Consider the following 25,663-nt stretch of genomic DNA (forward strand, 5'->3'; position numbering starts at 1 on the left):
TTTCATAGTATCTTTGTTTCATATTCAAAACTAAACACGATGTACGGAGACATAAAAACACACTTACAACAAGAAATTGAATCGATAAAAGATGCTGGTCTTTTTAAAGAAGAACGCATTATAACCTCACCTCAAGGAGCAGAAATAACCCTTAATACGGGACAGAAAGTTTTAAACTTCTGTGCTAATAATTATTTAGGTTTATCGTCGCATCCAGATGTAATACAAGCCGCAAAAGACACCATGGATACACATGGTTTTGGGATGTCTTCAGTGCGTTTTATATGTGGAACTCAAGATATTCATAAAGAGCTTGAACAAAAAATTGCCGATTTCTATGGGACTGAAGATACCATATTATATGCTGCTGCATTTGATGCCAATGGTGGTGTTTTTGAACCGTTATTAACTGCTGAGGATGCGATTATTTCAGACTCACTAAATCACGCTTCAATTATTGATGGAGTACGATTGTGTAAAGCAGCAAGATATCGTTATCAAAATAACGATATGGCAGATTTAGAAACCCAATTAATAGAAGCGAATGCTAAAGGTGCACGTTTCAAAATTATAGTAACCGATGGTGTGTTTTCTATGGATGGTTTAGTAGCACCCTTAGATAAGATCTGTGATTTAGCAGATAAGTATGATGCTATGGTGATGATTGACGAATGTCACGCTACAGGTTTTATTGGTGAAACCGGTATTGGTACCTTAGAGGAAAAAGGAGTTTTAGGTAGAATTGATATCATTACTGGAACTTTAGGTAAAGCACTTGGTGGAGCAATGGGAGGGTATACAACAGCGAAAAAAGAGATTATTGAACTTTTGCGTCAACGTTCTAGACCCTATTTGTTTTCAAATTCTTTAGCACCTGCTATTGTCGGAGCTTCTTTAAAGGTGTTTGATATGCTTAAAAACGATACAACCTTAAGAGATAAAGTCGATTGGAATACCAAATATTTTAAAAAAGGTATGAAAGAAGCAGGCTTTGATATTGTCGATGGAGACTCTGCGATAGTTCCAGTCATGTTATACGACGCGAAACTATCTCAAAACATGGCTAATAAGCTGTTAGAAGAGGGGATTTATGTGATAGGATTTTTCTTTCCAGTAGTTCCAAAAAATAAAGCTCGAATCAGAGTGCAACTCTCTGCTGCTCATGATAAAAGCCAGCTCGATAAGGCTATTTCTGCCTTTGTTAAAGTTGGTAAGGAGCTAAATGTTATCTGAAATGATTGAAATATTAACGCAATCGCCTTATTTTAGGGCGATTTTGCAATAATTTTGTACATTTGTCTTTGTTAATACAGTTTAACAACTTATTTTTGCCAACAATTAACACTTAAAATTAAATTAATTAGAATATGAAAAATCTTAGCAGATTATTTTTTGTCGCAGTGCTTATTGCAAGTTTTAGCACATCTAATGCACAAGACAAGAACAATCCATGGGCCATTGCATTTGGAGCCAACGCAGTTGACTTTTACCCAGTAGGAGAAGACACACCTCAAGGAGAATATTTTGACGAATACTTCAATGTAACTGATCATTGGAATATTTTACCTTCAATTTCAACACTTTCGGTTTCTAGATACCTTAGTGATGGTTTTACATTTACTGCCAAAGGTTCTATAAATAGAATTGATAAATTTGGTTCTAATTCTGATCCTCTTACAGGAGAAGAGTCAACAAATAAAGTTGATGATTTAACGTATTACGGTTTAGATGGTAGAGTTTCTTATAGCTTTATGGATATCATTAATTCTAAAACAATTGATCCTTATTTAGGTGTTGGTGGTGGTTATACTTGGATTGATGAAATTGGTGCTGGAACATTAAACGGAACATTAGGATTTAAATACTGGTTCTCTGATAACCTAGGTTTAGATATTCAATCTACATATAAGCATTCTTTCGAAGATTATTTACCTACACATTTCCAACATTCAGTTGGTCTTACTTTCAAGTTTGGTGGTACTGATACTGATGGTGATGGTGTTTATGATCAAGATGATGCTTGTCCAGAAGAAGCTGGTTTAGAGATCTTCAATGGTTGTCCAGATTCTGATAATGATGGTATTCAAGATTCTAAAGATGATTGTCCAAACACTCCAGGTTTAGCTGAATTTAATGGTTGTCCTGATTCTGATGGTGACGGTGTAATGGATAAAGATGATAAATGTCCAGATGTTGCTGGTTTAAAAGAATTAGCGGGTTGTCCTGATGCTGACGGTGATGGTGTTTCTGATGCTGATGATAACTGTCCTAATGAAGCAGGTCCTGCTGCAAACAATGGATGTCCTTGGCCAGATACTGATGGTGACGGTGTATTAGACAAAGATGATAAATGTCCTAACGAAGCTGGTACAGTGGCAAACAATGGTTGTCCTGAGGTGAAGCCTACTGAAGAAGTAATGGATACTTTAAACGAATACTCAAGATCAATCTTGTTTAACTCAGGTAAGGCAACTTTCCAGAAACAAACTGATCAAGTATTACAATCTATGGTAGCTATCTTTAAAGAATACCCACAAGCTAACTTCTCTTTAGAAGGTCATACGGATTCTGATGGATCTAAATCAATGAATCAAGCTTTATCTGAAAGAAGAGCAAATGCAGTTAGAGATTACTTAATCGCTAATGGTATTAGTGCTGATAGATTAACTGCTGCTGGTTTCGGTGAGTCTAAGCCTATCGCTAGTAACAGAACAAGTGCTGGTAAAAAAGAAAACAGACGTGTAGAGGTGAAGTTGAAAAACTAATCACATCTAAAATATATTAAAAAACGCTCCGATATTCGGGGCGTTTTTTATTTTTATAAAATGATAAGTTTTATAAAATCGGTTCTCATAGATCTTCAAAAGAAAGACCTAAAACTAGAAGACCTCTATTTCATTCTACCAAGTAAACGTGCTGGTGTTTTTCTTAAGCACCACCTTTCTACATTAATAGACCAACCTATATTTGCTCCTCAAATACTCAGCAGTGAAGAATTTGTAGAAGAGTTATCTGGTTTACAAAACCTACCTAATACAGATTTATTATTTAGACTGTACGAATCCTATAAAGCACTAACCGACGAAGCAGAACAAGAATCTTTTGAATCGTTTTCGAAATGGGCTCAAATTTTGTTACAAGACTTTAATGAGATTGACCGTTACCTCATACCACAAGAGCACATCTTTGACTACTTAAACGCTATCAAAGAGCTTAATCATTGGTCTTTAGAAATCAATCAAACCGATCTTGTTAAAAACCATTTAAAGTTCTGGAAACAGCTTAAAAACTACTACACGGCCTTTACGGATAATATGCTGGAGTCTAAACAAGGCTATCAAGGTTTAATTTATAGAGAAGCGGTAGATAATTTAGAAGCTTACATGGAAAATTGTAAGGGCAAAATACATGTGTTTTTAGGGTTCAATGCTTTAAATACAGCTGAGTCCCAAATTATCCAAGGTTTGCTAAAGAATGAATTAGCCTACATTTATTGGGATATTGATTCAGCATTTATTGATGACCCAGTACATGATGCGGGTTGGTTTACAAGACAGCACAGGGCTCAATGGAGCTATTTTAAAACGCATCCTTTTAATTGGGTTACTAACCATTATAATGAACCTAAAAATATTCATGCCATAGGTATTCCTAAGCTTGTTGGTCAGGCTAAGTATATTGGTCAGATTTTAGATGAGCTTACTCAAAAAGACACTAATTTGTCAAAAATTGCAGTCGTACTAGGTGAAGAGCAGTTGTTGTTGCCTGTACTCAATTCTATTCCTAAAGATATAACCAAACTTAATGTAACGATGGGCTTACCATTACAGTTTGTGCCTTTGGCTTCTTTTTTTGAACAATTATTTACAACGCATAAAACTAATCCGAAACAATTCTATTTTAAAGATGTTGTAAACTTACTTTCGCATCCTTCGATTTACGCATTATTTGAAACCGAAGCGACTAATGTATCAAGTGCTATTATAGCTCATATTCAAAAAAATAATTTGGTCTATCTAACCGTCGCTGATCTTAAGCAAATTGCAACGTCGCATTTAGATCATATTGATCTAATTTTCAAGACTTGGAATGACCAACCTGAAGTGGCCTTAAAACGTTGCTCAGAGCTCATTCTTAAAATGAAACTCAACTTTGATGATGATAAGCAAAATCACAGTTTAGAGTTAGAATACCTATATCGTTTTAATACGTTATTTAACCAGCTAATTGAATTAAATTCAACATATAGTTATCTCAATTCAATCGCTGCTTTACAAACGATATATAAAGAGTTGTTAAGCTCAGAAACTCTAGATTTCAAAGGAGAACCATTAGAAGGACTTCAAATTATGGGAATGCTAGAATCGCGTGTTTTAGATTTTGAAACGGTGATTATAAGCTCTGTAAATGAAGGGATTCTTCCTTCAGGAAAAACGAACAATTCCTTTATTCCTTTCGACGTAAAAATTGAAAATAACCTACCTACTTTTAAAGATAAGGATGCGGTTTACACCTATCATTTTTATAGACTTTTGCAACGCGCTAAAAACGTCTATATTTTATACAACACCGAAATTGATGCGCTAAAAGGTGGTGAAAAAAGTAGATTCTTAACACAGCTAGAAGTTGAAGGGATTCATGAAATAAAAAATAGCATAGTATCTCCAGATGTTCCCATTGTAGAACAAAAACTGACCGAAATAAGAAAAACTCCATCGGTTATGGAACAAATAAAAGTATTATCTGGAAAAGGCTACTCACCTTCGTCTTTAACCAATTATATCAGAAATCCGATAGATTTTTATTATGAAAAAATACTCGGAATAAAAGAGTTTGAAGATGTCGAAGAAAATATTGCAGCCAACACTTTAGGTTCCGTTATTCACAATTCACTTGAAGATTTTTATAAACCCTTAGAAGGTTCTATTTTAACTATTGAGCATCTTAAAGATTTTAAAAGTCGTACTAAGAAAATGGTAACTAAACATTTTGAAGAACTCTACAACAAAGGTGGTTTTTCTCAAGGTAAAAACCTTATCATTTTTGAAATTGCCCAACGTTACATTTCAAATTTTTTAAATTTAGAATTAGAGAGCCTTAAACAAGGAAATGAAATTAAAATCCTTTCGATTGAAGCTGATGAAGCCATTGATATTAAAATTGAAGGTCTCGATTTCCCTATTAAACTCAAAGGAAAAGTAGATAGAATTGATAGCTTTAATGGTATGACTAGAGTTATCGATTATAAATCGGGTAAGGTGGAACAAAATAAAGTAGAAATTGTAAATTGGGAAGATTTAACTACAGATTACACAAAGTACAGTAAATCGTTTCAAATTTTATGCTATGCTTATATGATGCGTCAACAAAATCTAATAGCGCTACCAATTGAAGCAGGTATTATTTCGTTTAAAAACTTAAGTGAAGGTTTATTGAAATTCGGAAAAAAGGCGTCATCTCATGCGAGAACAAAAGACCAATTAATTACGAATGAAACCTTAGATAATTTTGAAATAGAGCTCAAAAAACTCATTACAGAAATCTGTAATCCAAAGCTTAATTTTACTGAAAAAGAACTGGACTAATGACAATTGATAAACATGTAATTTTAGAAAGAGATGGTAAAAAACCCATCTTAATTGATACCTTTTATTCTGAAGAAAAATCAAATCAACCTATAGTCATTTTTTGTCATGGCTATAAAGGGTTTAAAGATTGGGGAGCATGGGACCTTATGGCAGAAGCATTTGCCAATGCTGGATTTTGTTTTATAAAATTCAATTTTTCACATAATGGCGGCACGATGGAAAATCCTATTGATTTTCCTGATTTGGAAGCTTTCGGAAATAACAATTACACGAAAGAGCTAGACGATTTAGATGCGGTTATAACTTGGTCTCAAAATCATTTCAAATCGAATTCAAAAATAGACACCAACACTATTTGCTTAATTGGTCATAGTCGCGGCGGAGGTATTGCGATACTAAAATCTTCGGAAGATCAACGAATCACTAAACTGATTACTTTGGCTAGTGTAAGTGATTTTGCGAGTCGGTTTGGCTCTGAAGAAGCACTTAAAACATGGAAAGAAGACGGTGTTAAATACGTAGAGAATGGTAGAACGAAACAACAAATGCCGCATTACTACCAATTCTTTGAAGATTTTGAAACCCATAAAGCGAAGCTTGATATCAAAGCCGCGACAACACAAATAGACATCCCAATGCTCATTATTCATGGTGATAAGGATACTTCTGTAAATAGCAGTGAAGCAGAAGCGTTACATCAATGGAACCCTAAGAGTCAACTAAAGGTTATTGAAAATGCAGATCATGTGTTTAATACAAAACACCCTTGGAGTAAAAGTGAACTTTCTGAGGAATTAAAAACTGTTGTCGAAACGGCTATTCAGTTTATAATATAAAAAAAGCATGCCTTAAGCATGCTTTTTGTGGAGAAGATCGGGCTCGAACCGACGACCTCTTGACTGCCAGTCAAGCGCTCTAGCCAACTGAGCTACATCCCCAAAGTATTCGATATTATTTTAGTCCACTTAAAACCAAAACCGGCAATGTGGAACTGTGAAAATCTTTTTTCAAGATTGTATCTTTTTCCCATAATTTATTGAAAAACCCTCGCTTTCGACGGACCACACATAATAAATCTGGGTTATGCTCTTTATAATGTTCTAAAAGCGCTAAAAATGTATTAGGACTTTCAACGTTTATTGTTGTTGTAATCATCGATTTTAACTCGTCATTAATTTCAAAGTCACGCTTTTTATGATGAGGAGTCTTTACTAAAAGTAAGGTTAGTGCAGATTCAAATTGTGTTTTTAAATACTTTAAAGGAAGCAAAACCTTATCTTTTTTTACAGTCGCAGATTTAACGGCCATAAATAGTTTTGAATAAGGCTTAAACACGCAATTTTCAGGAACAATTAATGCAGGTATTTGTGTTTGTTTAATAATCTTACCAGACGTTTTTCCTAAATACACTTCGTCTTTAATAGAATTGGTACGCGGCTCTATAAGGATTAAATCAACATTTAATTTTTTACAGATGTTTTCTAAGGTCTTTACCAACTTCCCTTTATACGTTTTGGTAATGACTTCAACACCTTTAGTATCTATGGACGCTACATGTTTTTCTAAAAATGATTTAGACTCGGCTTCTAAAATATCATCTATCTTAATCATGGTGCCTGCTTTGCTATAAACATCATATATTTGAACCGCATAAACCTTAGCACCAAAAGCCTGCGCAAAATCTATAGCATATTGTAAATGCGACTTTGCGTTTTTTGAGGAACCAACAGGAACTAATATTGTTTTCATCTTTAGAAAATTAAGATTAACATTAGGACAAAAGTAAACATTATAAATGATTCGAATAGCAGAAGAAAAAGATATTCAACCCATTTTAGAAATCACAAAAGCTTGTGCTAAATCTATGATTTCTAGTGGTGTTTATCAATGGAATGAGAATTACCCCAATACGTCTGCATTTCAAAACGACCTAAAACGCAACGAACTTTATGTTTTAGAAATTAATCATGCCATTAAAGCTTGTATTGTGATTTCTACATTTATGGATTCGGAATATGAGCCTATCAAATGGTTAACACCTAATGTTAATAACATTTATATTCATCGTTTAGCTGTTCATCCTCAATTACAAGGCAAAGGTTATGCACAACAATTGATGCATTTTGCAGAGCAATTTGCTATTGATAACAACTATAGTTCTATTCGATTAGATACCTTTTCGCAGAACAAAAGAAACCAAAAGTTTTACGAACTTCGCGGTTATAAACGATTAGGAGATATTTACTTTCCAAAGCAAAGTGAATTTCCTTTTTACTGTTACGAATTGGTATGGTGAGCACAGCTATAACTTTAAAACAAATTAATAAATTGGCGATTCCTGCTTTAATTGCGGGAGTGTCTGAGCCTATTTTATCTTTAACCGATGCGGCAATCATTGGTAATATGGAACAGAATGCCACAACATCTTTGGCAGCCGTTGGTATTGTAACCACATTTTTATCCATGCTAATTTGGGTCTTAGGTCAAACTCGAAGTGCCATTTCTTCAATCATTTCGCAATACTTGGGTGCCGGAAATGTGGAAGCCGTGAAGAATTTACCAGCCCAAGCTATTTTTGTAATTACAACACTCAGTCTTGTAATTATAGCTATTACCTATCCCTTAGCTTCGCCTATTTTTAAACTTTACAATGCCTCAGGCGACATTCTCAATTATAGTGTAGACTATTATCAAATTCGGGTTTTTGGATTTCCCTTTACCTTGTTTACCATCGCTGTTTTTGGAACCTTTAGAGGACTTCAAAACACCTATTTCCCTATGCTAATTGCTATTTCTGGTGCATTGGCCAATATTATTCTCGACGTTGTGTTGGTCTATGGTATTAACGGTTTTATTCCTGCCATGCATATTAAAGGTGCTGCATATGCCAGTGTTATTGCGCAATTAATTATGGCTTTACTTTCGGCTTATTACTTACTTAAAAAAACAGATATTCCGTTAATCGCAAAATTGCCTTTTAATCCTGAAATGAAACGTTTCGCGTTAATGATTCTCAATTTATTCATAAGAACGATTGCCTTAAATATTGCCTTGTATTTTGGAACGAGTTTTGCTACAAAATATGGTGAAAGCTACATTGCGGCTTATACCATTGCTATTAATTTATGGTTTTTAGGGGCTTTTCTTATTGATGGCTACGCAAGTGCGGGTAATATTTTATCAGGAAAATTATTTGGAGCAAAAGATTATAAAAGCCTTTTAGAATTAAGTAATAAACTGATTAAATATGGCATTTTCGTCGGGCTTTTTATTGGAGTAATTGGTGCTGTATTTTATTATCCTCTAGGCAACCTATTTAGTAATGACGAAAACGTACTGAAAGAATTCTATAAGGTATTTTGGATGGTTTTAGTCATGCAACCTTTATGTGCTTTAGCCTTTATTTTTGATGGTGTTTTTAAAGGGCTAGGCAAGATGAAATATCTTAGAAACGTGTTGTTATTTTCCACGCTTATTATTTTTGTTCCAGTTATATTTTGGGTAGATCGCCTAGATTATAAACTCTATGGTATTTTTATCGCCTTTACATTGTGGATGATTGCTCGAGGCTTACCATTAATTATAAAATTTAGAAAAACATTTATTCCTCTAGCGCAAAACACTTAAATTTGATTATTAATTTTATTTCTATAATGAGCTTATTAATAACAATACTACAAGACGGTAATATAGACGAAAAACTTAAAAATGCACCAGACAGCAGTTATGGTGTTGGCGTGTTTATTGGTACACTCTTACCTTTTGTGGTTTTAGTTCTCATCGCTTTTGCGATTTATAGATATAACAAAAATAGATATAAAGACGAATAGTATGGATATTCTTGGCTTTTTAGGCGGAAACGGCTTATTCCTTATATTAGGATTAGTACTTATAATTATATTTTTCTACAACAAATATAAAAGGCGTTAATATAGATTTACCGCGTTTTTAACCAACCTGTAATACTCAATCGTTGTGTATTTACGGGTTTTACTTCATGCTCTAATTCTTGGCTTTCAAAAATAACAACTTTGCCAGGAAATGGATAAATAACCTTGTCTTCACCGTCTAAATAAAGCACTAATTCACCTCCATTTTCGGGTTTCCAATCTTCACTATTTAAATAACAAACAAAAGATAATTTACGTCTATCATCATTCTGAAATGTATCTAAATGTCTTTTGTAATAGGTGTCCTTAGGATAAATGGCATAATGGAATTCCTTCTGATTAATACCAAGAAAACAGGTGCGATTGAGATAATCTTTTAAGTCATTGATTTTATTGAAGAATAATTGCTCTGCAGAATTGATAACGTTTTCATCTATCCAGAGAATAATATCTCCGCGCACTGCTTTTTTAACAAGCGCATTGGTTTTATTCCCAATAGCCGATTTTTTAAACGCATCTTCTTCATACTTTAAAAGCAATGAATGCCGTAAAGCAACAACCTCATCTTCTGAAAAAAAATCATCAACAATACTATATTTTTGCGATGAAATGTCTGAAATAACACGCTCATAAAGCGGATTTTCAACAAACGAAATAGCTTCAAAAAGACTACTCATATTGACTTTTAAAGAAATTTAATCCTTTCATTATTTTTTAAAAATTTAAAAAAAGTGCGCAAATGTAATCTAAAAAGCCATTCCTTTTACATTTATAATATCTTTGCACTATAATTTAAAATCGCATGAGTAAAATTCGCATTACAAAACAATTTTCTTTTGAAACAGGTCACGCCCTATACGGTTACGACGGAAAGTGTAAAAATGTCCACGGTCATAGTTACCACCTTTTTGTTACCGTAATAGGCACACCAATAGCTGATTCCAACAATGTAAAATTTGGAATGGTCATCGATTTTGGTGACTTAAAGAAAATAGTAAAAGAAGAAATTGTAGATGTTTTTGACCATGCTACGGTATTTAATAAAAACACACCACACGTGGAATTGGCCAAGGAACTAGAAGCTAGAGAGCATAATGTGTTGCTTGTAGATTATCAGCCAACAAGTGAAATGATGGTGATTGATTTTGCGGAAAAAATAAAACAGCGTTTACCAGAAACTATAAAATTACATTCGTTAAGGCTTTCAGAAACCACCTCTTCTTTTGCTGAATGGTACGCTAGTGATAATGAGTAAACCGAACCACATACATATTGCCGACGGAAAAAAAATCTATTTTGCATCAGATAATCATTTAGGCGCACCAACTAGTGAAGCGTCTCGACCTCGTGAAAAAAAATTCGTTGCTTGGTTAGATGAGATCAAACATGATGCGGCGGCTATTTTCTTAATGGGAGATCTCTTCGATTTTTGGTTTGAATATAAAACCGTTGTGCCAAAAGGGTTTACAAGAACCTTAGGAAAACTAGCAGAAATTAGTGATTCTGGAATTCCGATTCATTATTTCGTGGGTAACCACGATTTATGGATGAATGGCTATTTTGAAGAAGAATTAGGTATTCCTGTATATCATAAGCCTGAAGAATTCACGTTTAATGATACCTCTGTCTTTATTGGTCATGGCGATGGTTTAGGGCCTGGAGATAAAGGCTATAAACGCATGAAAAAAGTGTTTACGAGTCCCTTTTTTCAATGGCTATTCAAATGGATGCATCCTGATATTGGAGTTAAAATCGGACAATATATGTCTGTAAAAAACAAAATGATTTCAGGCGATGATGATGCAAAGTTTTTAGGTGAAGACAATGAATGGCTAGCGGTATATTGCAAACGTAAACTCGAAGATAAACACCGAGATTATTTTGTATTTGGTCATAGACATTTGCCTTTAGAAATTGACTTAAATGAAACGTCTAAGTACATTAATTTAGGCGACTGGATTCAGTATTATACCTACGGAGTTTTTGACGGTGAAAATTTTGAACTGAAAACCTATTAATGTCGTCCTGTTTTTACTTTAACAGAAGCGTAAGTAGACACAGAATAAGGCACCACAAAGCATAAGCCAAGCTTTAACCAATTTACCTTTTCAAAATTCAAATGATATAAAAGGTCTCCTTGGTTGATAATATTTAAAATACAACCAACCACTATAGCGACTTTAATCGAAGAGACGACGATGTCTTTTTCTAAAGCTATTTTAAGCAGTTTTAGAATCATGCTAAATGAACTATTTAAATATTTTGCTGGCAAAAGTAATAAAAATGATAAGGCTTAAAAGTGATTTTATACTCCATCTTTTTCGTGTTCTTCAATATCTTTAGTGAGATCTAGTTCACGTAATGATTTGTTTTTAAAATGCATTGTTGTCACCGTAATAAGTGTTACGGTACCTCCAAGTATTACAGCCAATGGTGCTCCAAATAGTTTTGCAGCGACTCCACTTTCAAGCGCTCCAAGCTCATTAGAAGACCCAACAAACATAGAGTTAACGGCACCAACTCTTCCTCTCATATCATCTGGCGTCTTAAGCTGAAGAATGGTTTGACGAATTACCATAGACACACCATCAAACACACCAGATAAAAATAAAGCAACCAGACTCAGCCATAACAACTTAGAAGCTCCAAAAATAATCATACATATTCCAAAGCCAAAGACTGAAATTAGTAGTTTTTTTCCAGTGTTTTTTGTGATTGGTAAATAGGTGGTTGCCACCATAGTAATAATACTTCCGGAAGACAACGCTGCATTTAGAAAACCGAAGCCTCTTGGACCTGCATCTAAAACATCTTTTGCAAATACAGCAAATATGGCCACAGCGCCACCAAATAAAACAGCAATCATATCTAGGGTTAGTGCTCCTAAAATAACCTTATCGTTAAACACAAATCGTAGTCCAACTTTTAAACTGTCCATCACCGATTCATTCGTTTTTTTATTGAGAACAGGTTTCTTTTTTATACCAAAGACTAATATTAATGACAACATTACTAATGAAAATATAATGCCAAGCGTATAATGCACACCAATCCATGCGATTAAAAATCCGCCACAAAGTGCACCAAATACGTTAGCCCCTTTCCAGGTACTACTACTCCATGTGGCTGCATTTGGGTATATTTTTTTAGGTACAATTAAGGCTATAAGCGAGAAAATAGTGGGACCAAAAAAGGCTCTTAAAACACCACCAAAAAACACTAAACTATATATGCCATATAGAATATAGTTGACAGTCCAAGAACTTTCAATAGCTTCTGAAGTGAGCCAAAACAAGCCAAAACTGATTAATGAGAATAAGGCAATGCAAAGTGTAAACAAGTTTCGTTTTTCTTTTTTGTCAACAATATGACCTGCAAAAGGGGCGAATAAAAATGCGGGTAAAAATTCACAAAGCCCAATAATGCCTAGACTTAATTTATCATTAGTTAAAGCATACACTTGCCATTCGATGACAATAAATTGCATAGACCAACCAAAAACTAAGGCGAAACGCACCAATAAAAAGATGTTGAATTCCTTGATTCTTAATGCCGCGTATGGATCGTTTTTCGCCAATTTGGTTTAATAAATAAGGTTTTAGATGATATGTAAACAAAATACCTGTTTATTAACATGTTTTGAGAATGTGTTAATGAAATTCGTTTTTGTTAACATGTTTCACGTAAATGTTAATAAAATCTAGAAATCATAACTTATAGTCATATTCAGAAAATAGTTTTAGTAAACTATTATTTACAAAGTAATTGTCTCTTCCTATTATTACTTTAGTCAAAATATTACCATCGTTATTTGCTAACTCATTCAAATATTTTGAAGCTGTCTGTCTACTGACTTTTAAATCTTTTTGTAAAAATTCAATTTTTGTATAAGGATGTTTAAATAAGTTATTTATTAAATCTTGGCTATAGAATTTAAAGTTATCTCGAATGAAAAACTTATAATTTTGCATTTCTCTTTTCATATCTGTTATAAGCTTTATAGCCTGAATTGAGACAGATTCAACTGCATCCAAAATAAAACAAATCCAACTTTCCCAATTATTTGAGTCTCGAACATCCTGCAGCAATGAATAGTAAGTAGCTTTATTTTGAATAATATACCTACTTAAATATAAAGAAGGATATTCTAATAAATTTCTTCTTACTAAATAAAGAATGTTAATTATCCTTCCTAACCTCCCATTTCCATCGTAAAAAGGATGAATACTTTCAAATTGATGATGTATTATAGCCATTTTTATCAAAGGATCTAAGTCGTCTAACTCATCATTATTAATATAATCAACAAGATTACTCATTAAATCTTTTACGACTAACTTAGATTGAGGTGGAGTATATACTATTTCTTTTGTTTTATCATTTTTTAAATCTGTACCAGGTAAGGTTCTATAACCTGCGTTATTTTGTTCTAACTCTTTATGTATCGTCAAAATACTACTATTAGTAATAAGTCGGTTTTTGTATACAAATTCATAGCCTATTTTTAGTGCTGAAGCGTAATTCTGAACTTCTTTGGCCGCAATATTTTTCACTAAATTCATATTAAGCTCTGCCTTAAAAAGCTCATCATGTGTAGTAATAATATTTTCTACAGCAGAACTATCCTTGGCTTCCTGAAGAGCAAGTGTATTAATTAAAATTGATGGATTTGGCATTGTAGCTGCAACACCTTTTAGTTCTGCTAAAGCAGCTCTAGCGTTAGGTAGTTTTTTTAAAACTCTTTTTGTCTCAAAATCTGTTTTTAACGGTAAATTTTCTAAAATATACATGCCCTAAAGTTATCTAATTTCAATCAATTTAAAAGCAACACGTCTATTTAATTGGCGTCCTTCTTCGGTGTCATTATCTGAAATAGGTTGTGTACTACCAAAACCAAAGGATGTAATTCGTGTAGCATCTATTCCTTTTTCAATTAAATAATCTAAAACGGCTTTGGCACGTTGTTCTGATAATTCTTGGTTTCTAGTTTCTAATCCAATGGAATCGGTATGACCATAGATTTCAATATTTAATGTAGGATTAGCTTCTAAATGTTTATACAATTGATTGAGTTCTTCTTTTGAAACCGCTAACAATTCGGCTTTATCAAAATCGAATAATACATTTTTGAAGATGTAAACCTCATTAGTTTTAATGGTGGGGTCTTCAAGCGTTTTGAGAGTTTCTTTTTTAACGTTCTCTACTTCTTTTTCTAAGGGCTCAATGGAAACGTCATCGATATAGTAGTAGGAAAACGATTCATATTTAGTTTGTCTAGCTTTACTTTTTTTAGTGTCGGCATTCGTATTAAAATTTCCTATAGCAAAGTAATTTTCAAAACCATTTGCGGTATATAGAAAGGAAACCTCCATCCAGTCTTTATCATTATCGTAGAATGCTTTGCTGAACGTTGGACGAAATGTTAAATTAGGAATTCGTTTTGCAAAGTGTTTTGCATTGATATTCGTTTTACTTTTAGATGCATTGAATCTTTCGGACGTCATCATCATCCCCAATTCTTTTAAAGCAAATCTCGAATTTTCAGCTAAACTGATATAGAATTTTACTTGATACTTCTTCCCTCGCTCTAAGGTAGATTTTAATGTGCCTTGAACATATTCTCTATAGTCTTTCTTGAAATACACATATATACCAGCATAACCATTTCCGGTTCTTGCTTTTTGATAACCATTGAAGTTTTGGAAACCCATTTTCTCGCTACACGAATTAAAATAATCCGTAGTTCCGCTATTTGGATTGGTCCAGTCTTTTACATTTCTATGAAATAGGCTCATATCCCTTGGACAATCGTAGAAATCTTCAAAACTTGGATTTAAAACTAAGTTTTGACTTGTAGAGATTAAGTAAGAAAAAATAAAGAAAATGAGTATAAGTTGTTTCATGTTTTATCAACGGAAGATTATATACTATATTTTATACCTGTCAGGTTTTTAAAACCTTACAGGATAGCACTCTAGAAAAGTATTATGGCTTCATGCTTAAGATCTTTCAGATTTTTAAAATTTAGAAAGTCCAAAAAAACTAAGCCTTAATATCCTTTAATTTCAATTGTAAACTGACGTTGCCATTCCAATGATTTTCATCAATAGCATAGGCAGCACTAAATGGTCTTTTACTTTTAATAATATCTATTTTATCGCCTAAGCCAAAACCAATACAGACAATTTTATCATTGAAGGATTGGGTTACAGTTAATCTAATGTGCTTATCATCTTCACCAACACATTTTCCCCAGCCAGTATCTTTTAGGTTTTGGGACATAAAGGTGGGTGACATATTTCCAGGGCCAAATGGTGCAAATTGTTTTAGGATTCGCATGAGTTTATCATTGATTTGACCAAGTTCTATTTCTAAATCAACTTTAAGCTCTGGTGTTAACAATTTTGGGTCAATGGTTTCCTTAACTACACTTTCAAACTTAGCTTTAAAAGCCTCGTAATTTTTGGGATCTAAAGTTAAGCCCGCGGCATATTTATGACCTCCAAATTGTTCAATATGTTCTGAACAAGCCTCCAACGCATTATACACATCAAATCCTGAAACGGAACGTGCTGAAGCTGCTAATTTATCTCCACTTTTAGTAAATACTAATGTTGGTCTGTAGTACGTTTCTATTAAACGTGATGCTACAATACCGATCACTCCCTTGTGCCATGATGCGTCATAAACAACAGTGGTAAATCCTTCTTGCTCGTTATTCTCTTCAATTTGAACTAAAGCTTCTTCTGTAATACGTTTATCGGTTTCGCGACGATCGGTATTAAACTCATCAATATCTACGGCATATTTTGCAGCAAGGTTAAAATCGGTTTCGGTTAAAAGCGTTACAGCGTGGTTACCGTGTTTCATTCGTCCGGCGGCATTAATTCGAGGTGCAATAATAAAAACGACATCTGTTATGGTAAGAATGTCTTTTTTAACCTCAGCGATAATCGCTTTCATTCCAGGTCTTGGGTTGGTATTTATAATGTTTAAACCCATATAAGCCAAGGCTCTGTTTTCATCTACAATAGGTACAATATCTGCACCAATGGCAGTAGCTACCAAATCGAGATATTCGGTTAAATCTTCTACGGTTTGCCCTTGGTTAGATGCCAAAGCTGTAATTAATTTAAAGCCCACACCACAACCACAAAGTTCTTTAAACGGATAATCGCAATCGTCTCGTTTAGGGTCTAAAACAGCTACCGCCTCTGGAATTTCAGCTCCTGGTCTGTGGTGATCGCAAATAATAAAATCGACCCCTTTTTCTTTAGCATAAGCCACTTTATCTATGGCTTTTATACCACAATCGAGCGCTATAATTAGTGAAATATCATTATCGTCTGCAAAGTCTATTCCTTTATACGATATACCATAGCCTTCATCATAACGATCTGGAATGTATGTGGCAATAGTATCTATTCTTGTTTTTAAATAGGATGACATTAAAGCTACGGAGGTTGTACCATCCACATCATAATCTCCATAAACCATAATGTTTTCACCTTGCTCAATCGCTTTTTCGATTCTAGCAACCGCTTTATCCATATCTTTCATGAGGTATGGATCGTGAAGTTCTTTAAAACTAGGCCTGAAAAATGTTTTAGCAGCATCATAGGTATCGATGCCGCGTTGCAATAATAATGTGGCAACAATATCGTCTACTTGAAGTGCTTTTTTTAGTTCTTCAACTTTTGATGGTTCTGGTTTTGGTTTTAATGTCCAACGCATAATGTCTTATATCGCGATTATTACTTTGTGCTTTCGTGAAAATAAATATTAGTTTTAACAGTAGCAAAACGACGAAACATTTCCATGACTCCACAATATTTATCTACAGATAAATTTACGGCACGTTCGCATTTTTTTTGATTTAAGTCTGCACCATAAAAATGATAATCTACTACTACAGTGTGGTAATATTTAGGATGTTCATCCGTTAATTCACCTGAAACATCCATTTTAAAATCATCTATTTCTACTTTCATTTTATCTAACATAGAAATAACATCCAAGCCAGAACAACCAGCTAGTGACGATAACATCATGGCTTTTGGAGATAGGCCATTACGTTTATCTGTACCTTCAATATTGGTATCCATTATTACGGTTTTTCCACTTGGATTATCAGATTCAAAGGTTAAGCCACCTTTCCATTGGGTTGTGATTTTATTTGTCATTTTTTAAGTTTAAAAGTTATAAGTACTATCTTGTTAGCTCAAAAATACTACTAAAAAAAATAACTATGGCACTAGTAACACCTTTGTCTGCAGACCACGATTTGGAAACCAAAGAATTAGCAGAATTCTTTAATGAAACCCTTGGATTTTGTCCAAATTCGGTTCTAACCATGCAACGGAGACCAGCAATTAGCAAAGCATTTATTAATTTGAATAAAGCGGTTATGGCCAATGAAGGCAAAGTAACCTCAGCTTTAAAACGTATGATTGCTTGGGTGAGTAGTAATGCTACAGGTTGTCGTTATTGCCAAGCACACGCCATTAGAGCAGCAGAACGCTATGGTGCAGAACAAGAACAATTAGATAATATTTGGGACTATAAAACGCATCCTGCTTTTTCTGAAGCAGAACGTGCGGCCTTAGATTTTAGTTTAGCTGCTTCAATGGTACCAAATGCTGTGAATGCGGAGATAAAAGAACGCTTATATCAACATTGGGACGAAGGTGAAATTGTTGAAATGCTCGGTGTAATTTCATTATTTGGTTACCTAAATCGTTGGAATGATTCTATGGGTACTGATATTGAAGAAGGCGCTGTGGAAAGTGGCAATAAGTATTTAGGGAAACACGGTTATGAAGTTGGTAAGCATGATGGGTCTCGGTATTAGTCGGTCATTTTTAGCAAGTCATCGAATTTGTGTAAGTTCTCTGATAATTAGGTAAATAAAGTGTTGTTTTTAGCTTTTCGTTTTCATTATATTGTGCGCCCTAATACTAATTTTTAATAATGAATACTAAAACGATTACACTTGTAACATTTTGTATTATTACATTTTGCTATCCATGGTTATTAACAGCACAAGCGCCTTATGGTAATGCTGGTGAACATACAGCAGTGCCGTTAGGAAGCTCAGAAGCTCCATTTGGTTATTATGAGTATTTGCCAACAGATTTTGATACTACATCTAGTAATGTTTATCCTTTGGTTCTATTTTATCATGGTTCTTCACAACAAGGTAATGGTACAACAGAATTAAATAGTGTGACACAAAATGGACCTGTAGGGCTAATTCAACAAAACACTGATCTTAATGCTATAGTAATATCGCCGCAGAATTCATATGGAACTTTTAGTGCAGATGATTTTTTAGCTTTATATAATTACTTAACCGAAAATTATCCTATAGATATTAATAGAGTCTATGTCACAGGATTAAGTTTAGGAGGTGGAGGAGTTTGGAATGCGCTTAGAGGGCATTACGATAAAATTGCTGCTGCTGTACCTATTTGTGGTGTAGAGTTTCTAAATAATCCTTCTGATTTTATGCAACAAACAGCTATTTGGGCGCACCATAATTTTTATGATACTGTTGTTGTGGTAGAGAATACCATTTCGAATGTTAACAGAATTGCAAATATTGATGAATCTGTAATGTCTGCATATCCATATGGTGATAATAATGCTGCTGCTAACGAAACCTATTCTATGCATTTTGAAACCCATAATCAAGCATGGTCTGCAATTACAGGTGTAAACCAGCCTACAGAAAAATTGACATTTACCTTATATAAAGATGGGGGTCATGATGCTTGGACACAGGTTTATGAGAATCAAGAGGTGTGGGATTGGGTGTTTGCGCAAAGTATAAATCAACTTAGTATTGATGAAGAAACATTAGATTTTAAATTATATCCTAATCCAACTTCTGATGATATTACCATTTCAACAAAAGATGATACTGAGAAGACATTAGAAATTTATAGTCTTTCGGGTAGAAGAATCTATTCTAATCGTTTTTATAAAGAGCTAACCATAGATTTAAGAAGTTATGCTTCAGGAGTTTATTTTGCTAAAGTTATGGGCGATAATATTTATGAGAAAGTGATTAAAATTATAGTGAATTAGGAGGTAATATATATAGCCTTCAACATTAAAAACAATTTTACAAAATTGTAAAAATCGGATCATAGATTCAGAATATTTTTTACCTTCTTTGCCAATTCTGGCACTACCAATTCCTCAAACCAAGGATTCTTACTTCTCCAAAACCGATTCGTTGGTGATGGATGCGGAATTGGAAAATAGGTTGGTAAATAAGACTTGTATTGACCAACAGTTTCTGTCAAGGTTCGTTTGGCGCTTTCTTTTAAATAATATTGCTGAGCGTAAGCTCCAATTAAAATAATTAATTCTACATTAGGCATTTTGTCTAATAATTGCTGATGCCATTGTGGTGCACATTCTGGTCTTGGTGGTAAATCGCCTGTTTTTGCTTTTCCAGGGTAGCAAAATCCCATGGGTATAATGGCAAAGTTTTCGGTGTTGTAGAATTGTTCATCAGTTACTCCTAGCCATTGCCTTAGTTTTTTTCCGCTTTGGTCGTCCCACGGAATTCCAGATTCGTGAACTTTTGTTCCTGGAGCTTGACCAATTATCACAATTTTAGAATTTATATGTGCTGTTGCTACAGGTCTAGGACCTAATGGTAAATGTGCTTTGCAAATAGTGCATTGGCTTATGTTGTGCAGTATGTTTTCCATAATAATTTGGTTTTCAGTACATCAAGCAAAAAGGCACAATACTAGAAATGACGTCAAATGGATTACATCTTGAAATACATTAAGGATAAAACAAGTCACTTCTTTTTTAAGTCTTGATCAGCAGCAAAAGCAAATAATTTATAAGATCTCGAATTTTGTATTTTTCTATGCTTCCATTTGTAAATGCTGTTGGTGTAAAAAGATGATAGGGTGTTATTGTAGATATGGTTTCAAGAATATCAATCTATTTAGGACTCGATGTTAGTTGATCTAAAAAAACATCTACAGTTATTATTTTATTTATGTTTTCCGTCTACCACAATTACAATTTCTCCTTTTGGTGGTTTGTTGGTATAATGCTCTAAAACGTCTTTTGCAGTGCCCCTAATGGTTTCTTCGTAGAGTTTGGTTATTTCTCTAGAAACAGATATTAATCGATCTTCCCCGAAGTATTCACAAAAATGACCAAGGGTTTTAATCAATTTATGTGGACTTTCATAAAAAATCATCGTTCTAGTTTCTTCAGCTAAGAGTAATAATCGGGTTTGTCTTCCTTTTTTAACTGGTAAAAAGCCTTCAAACACAAATTTATCGTTTGGTAATCCGCTATTGACCAAAGCGGGTACAAATGCCGTTGCACCAGGTAAACAATCGACTTCAATATTATTTTCTACACAAGCTCTTACCAATAAAAAACCAGGATCAGAAATCGCTGGAGTACCGGCATCGCTAATGACAGCGATAGTCATTCCTGCTTTTAATTTTTCTATTAAATGGTTAAGCGTTTTATGCTCGTTATGCATATGGTGGCTTTGCATTGGTGTGGTAATTTCAAAATGTTTTAAAAGTTTGCCTGAAGTTCTAGTGTCTTCAGCTAAAATTAAATCGACGTCTTTTAAAACATCGACAGCCCTAAATGTTATGTCTTTTAAATTTCCTATTGGTGTGGGAACGAGGTAAAGCTTACTCATTAGTGTTTGTTTTTTGCCTAAGAAAAAGAGGAGTTGTTGCGTGTTTAATTATTCTTATATGATTATTAATTAAACCGTCCCTCAACAAGCTGAATAAACCGGTCTTCGTATTCTTCTTTACCACTCCAATTATTATAGTCTGGTTTTACATACTCTATAATTAATTTACGAGCTTCGTCTATCGAATTTGCAGTGTTAATTTGAGAAATAACACGATCGTAATCTTCGTGTTTGCCTTCAAATAAGTGTTTAATAAATGCTAATTTATCATTGAGTCCAATCTTTAATCCCTGACCTTTTAATTTATCGTTTAACGATTTAGTTAAATTTTCTGTTTCACGTTTTTGTGCCGCTTCAATAGGTTCAAATTCTGGAATTTCTTCAAAACCAGAGGTAATAGATTCAAATTCAATAGACGATGAAGCTGTTGCGTTTTCATTTTTCAAGGCTTTTTCTAATATAGGATCTATTGGTGCCTCTTTTTCCTCTTCTTCAGGCATATGTGCCACTAAGTCTTTAATTTTAGACATTACAGGTTCCATAATACCATCGTCTTCAACCTCATCTAAATTGATATAGGTTCTATCTTCAACTTCAACATTATCACTTACTTTATTATTAAAAGCCGTATCTAACATGTCAAAAAAGGAAGAGTCATGTCCAATGGTAGGTAGTTTATCCTCAAAATTTTCTTGAGCAAATTTTAATATGGTAAGTTTTTCATAAAGAGTAGCCACTTCTTGGTGTAGTTTATAGACATCTTCTCTACCTTTTAGTTTTAGAATCCTATGGGCAATGCTAACTAATTCTGATTCTAATTTCTTTTTCATGGTTCTAATATTTTATTTTGAAAAATTGTATAGCGCTTTAAGTTTTGAAAATCAATTGCTACTTCTATCTAAAACAAGAATATAATTTCTTTATCGCTTTTCGTGAGTTTTACTTTTGATTTTTAATAAATTTGCGTGACCTTTATAAAAACGGAGTCCGACTCCGATTTAGTGCTAAAATTACAAAATGTTTCTCGAAAATACAGTAAATCAGAAAGAACAATTTGGGTGGATTGAAGTCATCTGCGGATCTATGTTCTCAGGTAAGACCGAAGAATTAATCCGACGACTAAAACGCGCACAATTTGCTAAACAAAAGGTGGAGATTTTTAAACCTGCTGTCGATGTGCGTTACGATGAAGAGATGGTAGTATCTCATGATGCCAATGAAATTCGTTCTACTCCTGTTCCTGCCGCTGCAAATATCCCAATTTTAGCGGATGGTTGCGATGTCGTAGGCATTGATGAAGCTCAGTTTTTTGATGACGAAATTGTTCGCGTTTGTAATGATTTAGCCAATAAAGGAATCCGTGTTATTGTTGCCGGATTAGATATGGATTTTAAAGGTAATCCTTTTGGGCCTATGCCTAATCTTATGGCTACAGCAGAATACGTTACTAAGGTACATGCTGTTTGCACCAAAACCGGAAATTTAGCACAATACAGTTACAGAAAAGCATTGAGCGATGATTTGGTGTTATTAGGTGAAGTTGATGAATATGAACCCTTAAGCAGAGCCGCTTATTTTAAGAGTATGCAAAGAGAGAAGTTGAGACAAATGAATGTGAATGATGCTGAAGAAATAGATTCTAAAGACCAAAATAAGAATGTCTAATCAAGCTAAAGAAACGGTTCTCGAAATTGATTTTAGTGCACTTACACATAATTTCAATTATTTAAAATCAAGATTACACCCACAAACAAAATTTTTAGCTGTAGTAAAGGCTTTTGCCTATGGCAGTGATGCTGTAGAAATTGCGAAACACCTTGAAACATTAGAGGTTGATTATTTTGCTGTAGCTTACATAAATGAAGGTATTGCCTTAAGAGACGCCGGAGTTAAGACGCCTATCTTAGTGTTGCATCCGCAATCTATAAATTTTGAAACCCTTATTGAGCGCTGTTTAGAGCCTAGCCTTTACAGCTATCATGTTTTAAATGAATTTATAAAAACAGCCGAAAACCTATCTCAACATAATTACCCTGTTCATATCAAATTTAATACAGGATTAAATCGTCTTGGTTTTAAACAGGACGACATTGAAGCTGTGGTGTCTAAATTTAAAACGACGACTTCAGTTAATGTAAAGTCTATCTTTTCGCATTTAGCTGCTAGTGAGGATTTTAATGAAGTGGATTTTACAAAACGTCAAATAGAACGCTTTAAAACGATTACCGAAAAATTTGAGGATAACATAGGTTATAAGCCTTGGTTACACCTTTGTAATACTTCAGGAATTTTTAATTATCCTGAAGCACATTTAGATATGGTACGAAGTGGTATTGGACTTTATGGCTTGGGTAATTCGGTGAAAGAAGATAAAAATTTAAAACCGATAGCCTCTTTAAAATCTGTGATTTCTCAAATTCATGAGATAAAAGAGGGAGAAACTGTAGGTTACAATAGAGCGTACAAATCTCAAGGTGTTGAAAGAACAGCAACTATTCCTATTGGGCATGCCGATGGTATTAGTCGTATTTATGGTAAAGAAAAGGGCTTTGTAATTATCAATGGTGAAAAAGCTCATATCATTGGAAATGTGTGTATGGATATGATAATGGTAAACATTACAGGTATAAATTGTAAAGAGGGAGATGAGGTTATTATTTTCGATGCTACCCATACAGCAAGTGACCTAGCAGAATCAGCAAATACAATTTCTTATGAAATTTTAACTGCCATATCACAACGTGTAAAACGGGTTTTTCTGCCTGAATGACCTTTTTTTAACATAATGTGACTTTTTTAACTAACTTAGGGTCTTATCAACATATTAACTAACTATTAAAAAAGACGAATTATGTTAAAAGAATTTAAAGAATTTGCAATGAAGGGCAACCTTATAGACATTGCCGTTGGTTTTGTAATGGGGGCTGCTTTTAAAGAGGTGGTTACTGCATTTACAGGAGGTATTGTTTCCCCGTTAATTGGTATGATTTTCGACTCAGACTTTAAAGCATTGAGATATCAGTTAAAAGAAGGCACATTAAATGATGCTGGTGAAATGGTTGGAGACGTTTTCTTAGAATACGGTACATTTTTAACTAATGTAATTGACTTTATCATTGTAGCATTTGTAATGTTCCTTGTTGTAAAAGGAGTTAATAATATGAAGAAGAAAGAAGAGCCTGCACCTGAGGCACCGGCAGGACCAACTGAGCTTGATCTTTTAAAAGAAATCAGAGATTCATTGAAAAAATAAATCACGTATAGCGTCATCGCTACTCGGTGTATTTTTTAATTAAACCCAGACTGTAATAGTCTGGGTTTCTTTTTGTAATTACAAAATCAATAATTAAAAGCCTATATTTTTATTAGATTTTTAAGACCTAATTGAATGATTTACTTGAAGAAATATTATAATTTTGAAAGTTCTAATATATATGATTTATGAAAGTAGCAATAGTAGGTGCAACAGGTATGGTTGGTAATGTAATGCTTAAAGTGTTAGAGGAGCGCAATTTTCCTTTAGATGAATTATTACTTGTAGCTTCAGAACGTTCTGTAGGTAATAAGTTAAGCTTTAAGGGAAAGGATATTGAAGTCATTAGTATACCGTCTGCTATTGAAAAACGTCCAGATATTGCGTTGTTCTCGGCTGGTGGTAATACATCTCTAGAGTGGGCGCCAAAATTTGCGGAAGTTGGTACAACTGTAATTGATAATTCTTCGGCATGGAGAATGGATTTATCTAAAAAATTGATAGTTCCTGAAATTAATGCAAGTCAATTATCTAAAACAGACAAAATTATTGCGAACCCTAATTGCTCTACCATTCAGATGGTGATGGCTTTAGCTCCACTTCATAAAAAATATAATATTAAACGTGTTGTGGTCTCAACGTATCAATCGGTATCAGGTACAGGTGTTAAAGCTGTTGAACAAATGGAGAACGAAATTGCTGGAATAAAAGGTGAAATGGCATACCCTTATCCAATTCATAAAAATGCAATTCCACATTGCGATGTTTTTGAGGATAATGGCTATACCAAAGAAGAGATGAAATTGGTAAATGAAACTCAAAAGATTCTTAATGATAAAACGATTGCAGTAACAGCAACAGCAGTTCGAATCCCAACAGCTGGTGGACATAGTGAATCGATTAATGTAGAGTTTCATAACGATTTTGATTTAAGTGAAGTGAGACAATTACTTAACGAAACAGATGGTGTAACCTTACAAGATAACTTAGATGTTAACGTATATCCTATGCCTATGTATGCGCATGGTAAAGATGATGTTTTTGTTGGTCGTATTAGACGAGATGGTTCACAACCCAATACGCTAAATTTATGGGTGGTTAGTGATAACCTTAGAAAAGGAGCTGCAACTAATACCGTTCAAATAGCAGAATATCTTATTAAAAATGCTTTAGTGTAGTCTTGTAAAATCATATTTAGATTATTTAAAAATAACGTTATATTCGTGTATTTCAGCTA

At 33.9% G+C, this 25,663-nt stretch carries 26 protein-coding genes and 1 tRNA gene; 15 read left to right on the plus strand and 12 right to left on the minus strand.

Annotated elements, in window-relative coordinates:
* Positions 1-39 precede the first annotated feature (39 nt).
* The 4 genes from kbl (at position 40) to ACXGSQ_RS03900 (ending at position 6,424) form a co-directional block, all read left to right on the plus strand.
* The gene (kbl, locus tag ACXGSQ_RS03885) at positions 40-1,233 is read left to right on the plus strand and encodes a glycine C-acetyltransferase (RefSeq protein WP_458628328.1); all 1,194 of its coding nucleotides are present in this window, start codon (positions 40-42) and stop codon (positions 1,231-1,233) included.
* 134 nt (positions 1,234-1,367) lie between these two features.
* On the plus strand, positions 1,368-2,765 hold the full coding sequence (locus ACXGSQ_RS03890) for an OmpA family protein (RefSeq protein WP_458628329.1): 1,398 nt from the start codon (positions 1,368-1,370) through the stop codon (positions 2,763-2,765).
* A gap of 60 nt (positions 2,766-2,825) precedes the next feature.
* Complete coding sequence (locus ACXGSQ_RS03895) at positions 2,826-5,585, plus strand: PD-(D/E)XK nuclease family protein (protein WP_458628330.1); 2,760 nt, start codon at positions 2,826-2,828, stop codon at positions 5,583-5,585.
* Positions 5,585-6,424, plus strand: a complete 840-nt coding sequence (locus ACXGSQ_RS03900; RefSeq protein WP_458628331.1) for an alpha/beta hydrolase family protein — start codon at positions 5,585-5,587, stop codon at positions 6,422-6,424. Before ACXGSQ_RS03895 ends, ACXGSQ_RS03900 begins: the two co-directional genes overlap by 1 nt.
* A 28-nt stretch (positions 6,425-6,452) precedes the next feature.
* Here the strand turns inward: ACXGSQ_RS03900 and ACXGSQ_RS03905 are convergent.
* Together ACXGSQ_RS03905 and ACXGSQ_RS03910 are read right to left on the minus strand one after the other, a co-directional pair.
* Positions 6,453-6,526, minus strand: a tRNA-Ala gene (locus ACXGSQ_RS03905).
* A 13-nt stretch (positions 6,527-6,539) separates the two neighbouring features.
* Positions 6,540-7,337 carry a universal stress protein gene (locus ACXGSQ_RS03910; protein WP_458628332.1) on the minus strand — a complete coding sequence of 266 codons (798 nt, stop codon included), beginning with the start codon at positions 7,335-7,337 and terminating at the stop codon, positions 6,540-6,542.
* A 46-nt stretch (positions 7,338-7,383) separates the two neighbouring features.
* Here ACXGSQ_RS03910 and ACXGSQ_RS03915 point away from each other — a divergent pair, with 46 nt between their 5' ends.
* Genes ACXGSQ_RS03915 through ACXGSQ_RS03925 form a run of 3 tightly spaced genes read left to right on the plus strand, consistent with a single transcriptional unit; the run spans position 7,384 to position 9,418 of the window.
* Entirely contained in the window at positions 7,384-7,884 is a 501-nt protein-coding gene (locus ACXGSQ_RS03915; RefSeq protein WP_458628333.1) for a GNAT family N-acetyltransferase, read from the plus strand.
* Positions 7,881-9,215 carry an MATE family efflux transporter gene (locus ACXGSQ_RS03920; RefSeq protein ID WP_458629316.1) on the plus strand — a complete coding sequence of 445 codons (1,335 nt, stop codon included), beginning with the start codon at positions 7,881-7,883 and terminating at the stop codon, positions 9,213-9,215. Before ACXGSQ_RS03915 ends, ACXGSQ_RS03920 begins: the two co-directional genes overlap by 4 nt.
* A 2-nt stretch (positions 9,216-9,217) precedes the next feature.
* Complete coding sequence (locus ACXGSQ_RS03925) at positions 9,218-9,418, plus strand: hypothetical protein (protein WP_215927451.1); 201 nt, start codon at positions 9,218-9,220, stop codon at positions 9,416-9,418.
* Between the two features lie 107 nt (positions 9,419-9,525).
* On the opposite strand, the gene ACXGSQ_RS03930 is transcribed toward ACXGSQ_RS03925, so the two are convergent.
* A complete protein-coding gene (locus ACXGSQ_RS03930; RefSeq protein ID WP_458628334.1) occupies positions 9,526-10,155 on the minus strand; it encodes a 2OG-Fe(II) oxygenase in 630 nt (209 codons plus the stop codon).
* Positions 10,156-10,280: 125 nt separating this feature from the next.
* Between ACXGSQ_RS03930 and ACXGSQ_RS03935 the strand changes: the two genes are divergently transcribed.
* Both ACXGSQ_RS03935 and ACXGSQ_RS03940 read left to right on the plus strand, forming a co-directional pair.
* Positions 10,281-10,733: a 6-pyruvoyl trahydropterin synthase family protein gene (locus tag ACXGSQ_RS03935; protein WP_334468446.1), complete on the plus strand. Its 453-nt coding sequence runs from the start codon at positions 10,281-10,283 to the stop codon at positions 10,731-10,733.
* Positions 10,734-10,743: 10 nt separating this feature from the next.
* Positions 10,744-11,496, plus strand: a complete 753-nt coding sequence (locus tag ACXGSQ_RS03940) for a UDP-2,3-diacylglucosamine diphosphatase (protein WP_092466868.1) — start codon at positions 10,744-10,746, stop codon at positions 11,494-11,496.
* Here the strand turns inward: ACXGSQ_RS03940 and nrtS are convergent.
* The 6 genes from nrtS to ACXGSQ_RS03970 all read right to left on the minus strand — a co-directional run bounded on the left by nrtS (position 11,493) and on the right by ACXGSQ_RS03970 (position 17,661).
* Positions 11,493-11,717, minus strand: coding sequence for a nitrate/nitrite transporter NrtS (gene nrtS / locus ACXGSQ_RS03945; RefSeq protein ID WP_458628335.1), 225 nt, complete (start codon positions 11,715-11,717; stop codon positions 11,493-11,495). The genes ACXGSQ_RS03940 and nrtS overlap by 4 nt on opposite strands.
* Before the next feature lie 66 nt (positions 11,718-11,783).
* A complete protein-coding gene (locus tag ACXGSQ_RS03950) occupies positions 11,784-13,055 on the minus strand; it encodes an MFS transporter (RefSeq protein ID WP_458628336.1) in 1,272 nt (423 codons plus the stop codon).
* Positions 13,056-13,185: 130 nt separating this feature from the next.
* A complete protein-coding gene (locus ACXGSQ_RS03955) occupies positions 13,186-14,268 on the minus strand; it encodes a Fic family protein (protein ID WP_458628337.1) in 1,083 nt (360 codons plus the stop codon).
* A gap of 9 nt (positions 14,269-14,277) precedes the next feature.
* Entirely contained in the window at positions 14,278-15,381 is a 1,104-nt protein-coding gene (locus tag ACXGSQ_RS03960; RefSeq protein ID WP_458628338.1) for an OmpA family protein, read from the minus strand.
* Positions 15,382-15,520: 139 nt separating this feature from the next.
* A complete protein-coding gene (gene recJ, locus ACXGSQ_RS03965) occupies positions 15,521-17,212 on the minus strand; it encodes a single-stranded-DNA-specific exonuclease RecJ (protein ID WP_458628339.1) in 1,692 nt (563 codons plus the stop codon).
* Between the two features lie 20 nt (positions 17,213-17,232).
* Positions 17,233-17,661 (minus strand): OsmC family protein, encoded by a 429-nt coding sequence (locus ACXGSQ_RS03970; RefSeq protein ID WP_458628340.1) that lies wholly within the window; start codon positions 17,659-17,661, stop codon positions 17,233-17,235.
* 65 nt (positions 17,662-17,726) lie between these two features.
* On the opposite strand from ACXGSQ_RS03970, the gene ACXGSQ_RS03975 reads away from it, so the two are divergent.
* Together ACXGSQ_RS03975 and ACXGSQ_RS03980 are read left to right on the plus strand one after the other, a co-directional pair.
* Positions 17,727-18,329 carry a carboxymuconolactone decarboxylase family protein gene (locus ACXGSQ_RS03975; protein WP_458628341.1) on the plus strand — a complete coding sequence of 201 codons (603 nt, stop codon included), beginning with the start codon at positions 17,727-17,729 and terminating at the stop codon, positions 18,327-18,329.
* Between the two features lie 119 nt (positions 18,330-18,448).
* Positions 18,449-19,567: a T9SS type A sorting domain-containing protein gene (locus ACXGSQ_RS03980; protein ID WP_458628342.1), complete on the plus strand. Its 1,119-nt coding sequence runs from the start codon at positions 18,449-18,451 to the stop codon at positions 19,565-19,567.
* Positions 19,568-19,626: 59 nt separating this feature from the next.
* On the opposite strand, the gene ACXGSQ_RS03985 is transcribed toward ACXGSQ_RS03980, so the two are convergent.
* From ACXGSQ_RS03985 to ACXGSQ_RS03995, 3 genes are all read right to left on the minus strand, one after another.
* Positions 19,627-20,202: a uracil-DNA glycosylase family protein gene (locus ACXGSQ_RS03985; RefSeq protein ID WP_458628343.1), complete on the minus strand. Its 576-nt coding sequence runs from the start codon at positions 20,200-20,202 to the stop codon at positions 19,627-19,629.
* Between the two features lie 296 nt (positions 20,203-20,498).
* Positions 20,499-21,173 (minus strand): 16S rRNA (cytidine(1402)-2'-O)-methyltransferase, encoded by a 675-nt coding sequence (gene rsmI / locus ACXGSQ_RS03990; RefSeq protein ID WP_458628344.1) that lies wholly within the window; start codon positions 21,171-21,173, stop codon positions 20,499-20,501.
* Positions 21,174-21,238: 65 nt separating this feature from the next.
* Complete coding sequence (locus ACXGSQ_RS03995) at positions 21,239-22,003, minus strand: hypothetical protein (RefSeq protein ID WP_458628345.1); 765 nt, start codon at positions 22,001-22,003, stop codon at positions 21,239-21,241.
* Between the two features lie 187 nt (positions 22,004-22,190).
* Here ACXGSQ_RS03995 and ACXGSQ_RS04000 point away from each other — a divergent pair, with 187 nt between their 5' ends.
* The 4 genes from ACXGSQ_RS04000 to ACXGSQ_RS04015 all read left to right on the plus strand — a co-directional run bounded on the left by ACXGSQ_RS04000 (position 22,191) and on the right by ACXGSQ_RS04015 (position 25,604).
* Positions 22,191-22,838: a thymidine kinase gene (locus ACXGSQ_RS04000; protein ID WP_458628346.1), complete on the plus strand. Its 648-nt coding sequence runs from the start codon at positions 22,191-22,193 to the stop codon at positions 22,836-22,838.
* Complete coding sequence (gene alr, locus ACXGSQ_RS04005) at positions 22,831-23,943, plus strand: alanine racemase (protein ID WP_458628347.1); 1,113 nt, start codon at positions 22,831-22,833, stop codon at positions 23,941-23,943. The genes ACXGSQ_RS04000 and alr overlap by 8 nt, the downstream gene beginning before the upstream one ends.
* Positions 23,944-24,024: 81 nt before the next feature.
* Positions 24,025-24,426 carry a large conductance mechanosensitive channel protein MscL gene (gene mscL, locus ACXGSQ_RS04010; RefSeq protein ID WP_458628348.1) on the plus strand — a complete coding sequence of 134 codons (402 nt, stop codon included), beginning with the start codon at positions 24,025-24,027 and terminating at the stop codon, positions 24,424-24,426.
* Positions 24,427-24,614: 188 nt separating this feature from the next.
* Entirely contained in the window at positions 24,615-25,604 is a 990-nt protein-coding gene (locus ACXGSQ_RS04015) for an aspartate-semialdehyde dehydrogenase (RefSeq protein ID WP_458628349.1), read from the plus strand.
* Positions 25,605-25,663 lie beyond the last annotated feature (59 nt).

The sequence above is a fragment of the Winogradskyella sp. PC D3.3 genome, assembly GCF_054366245.1.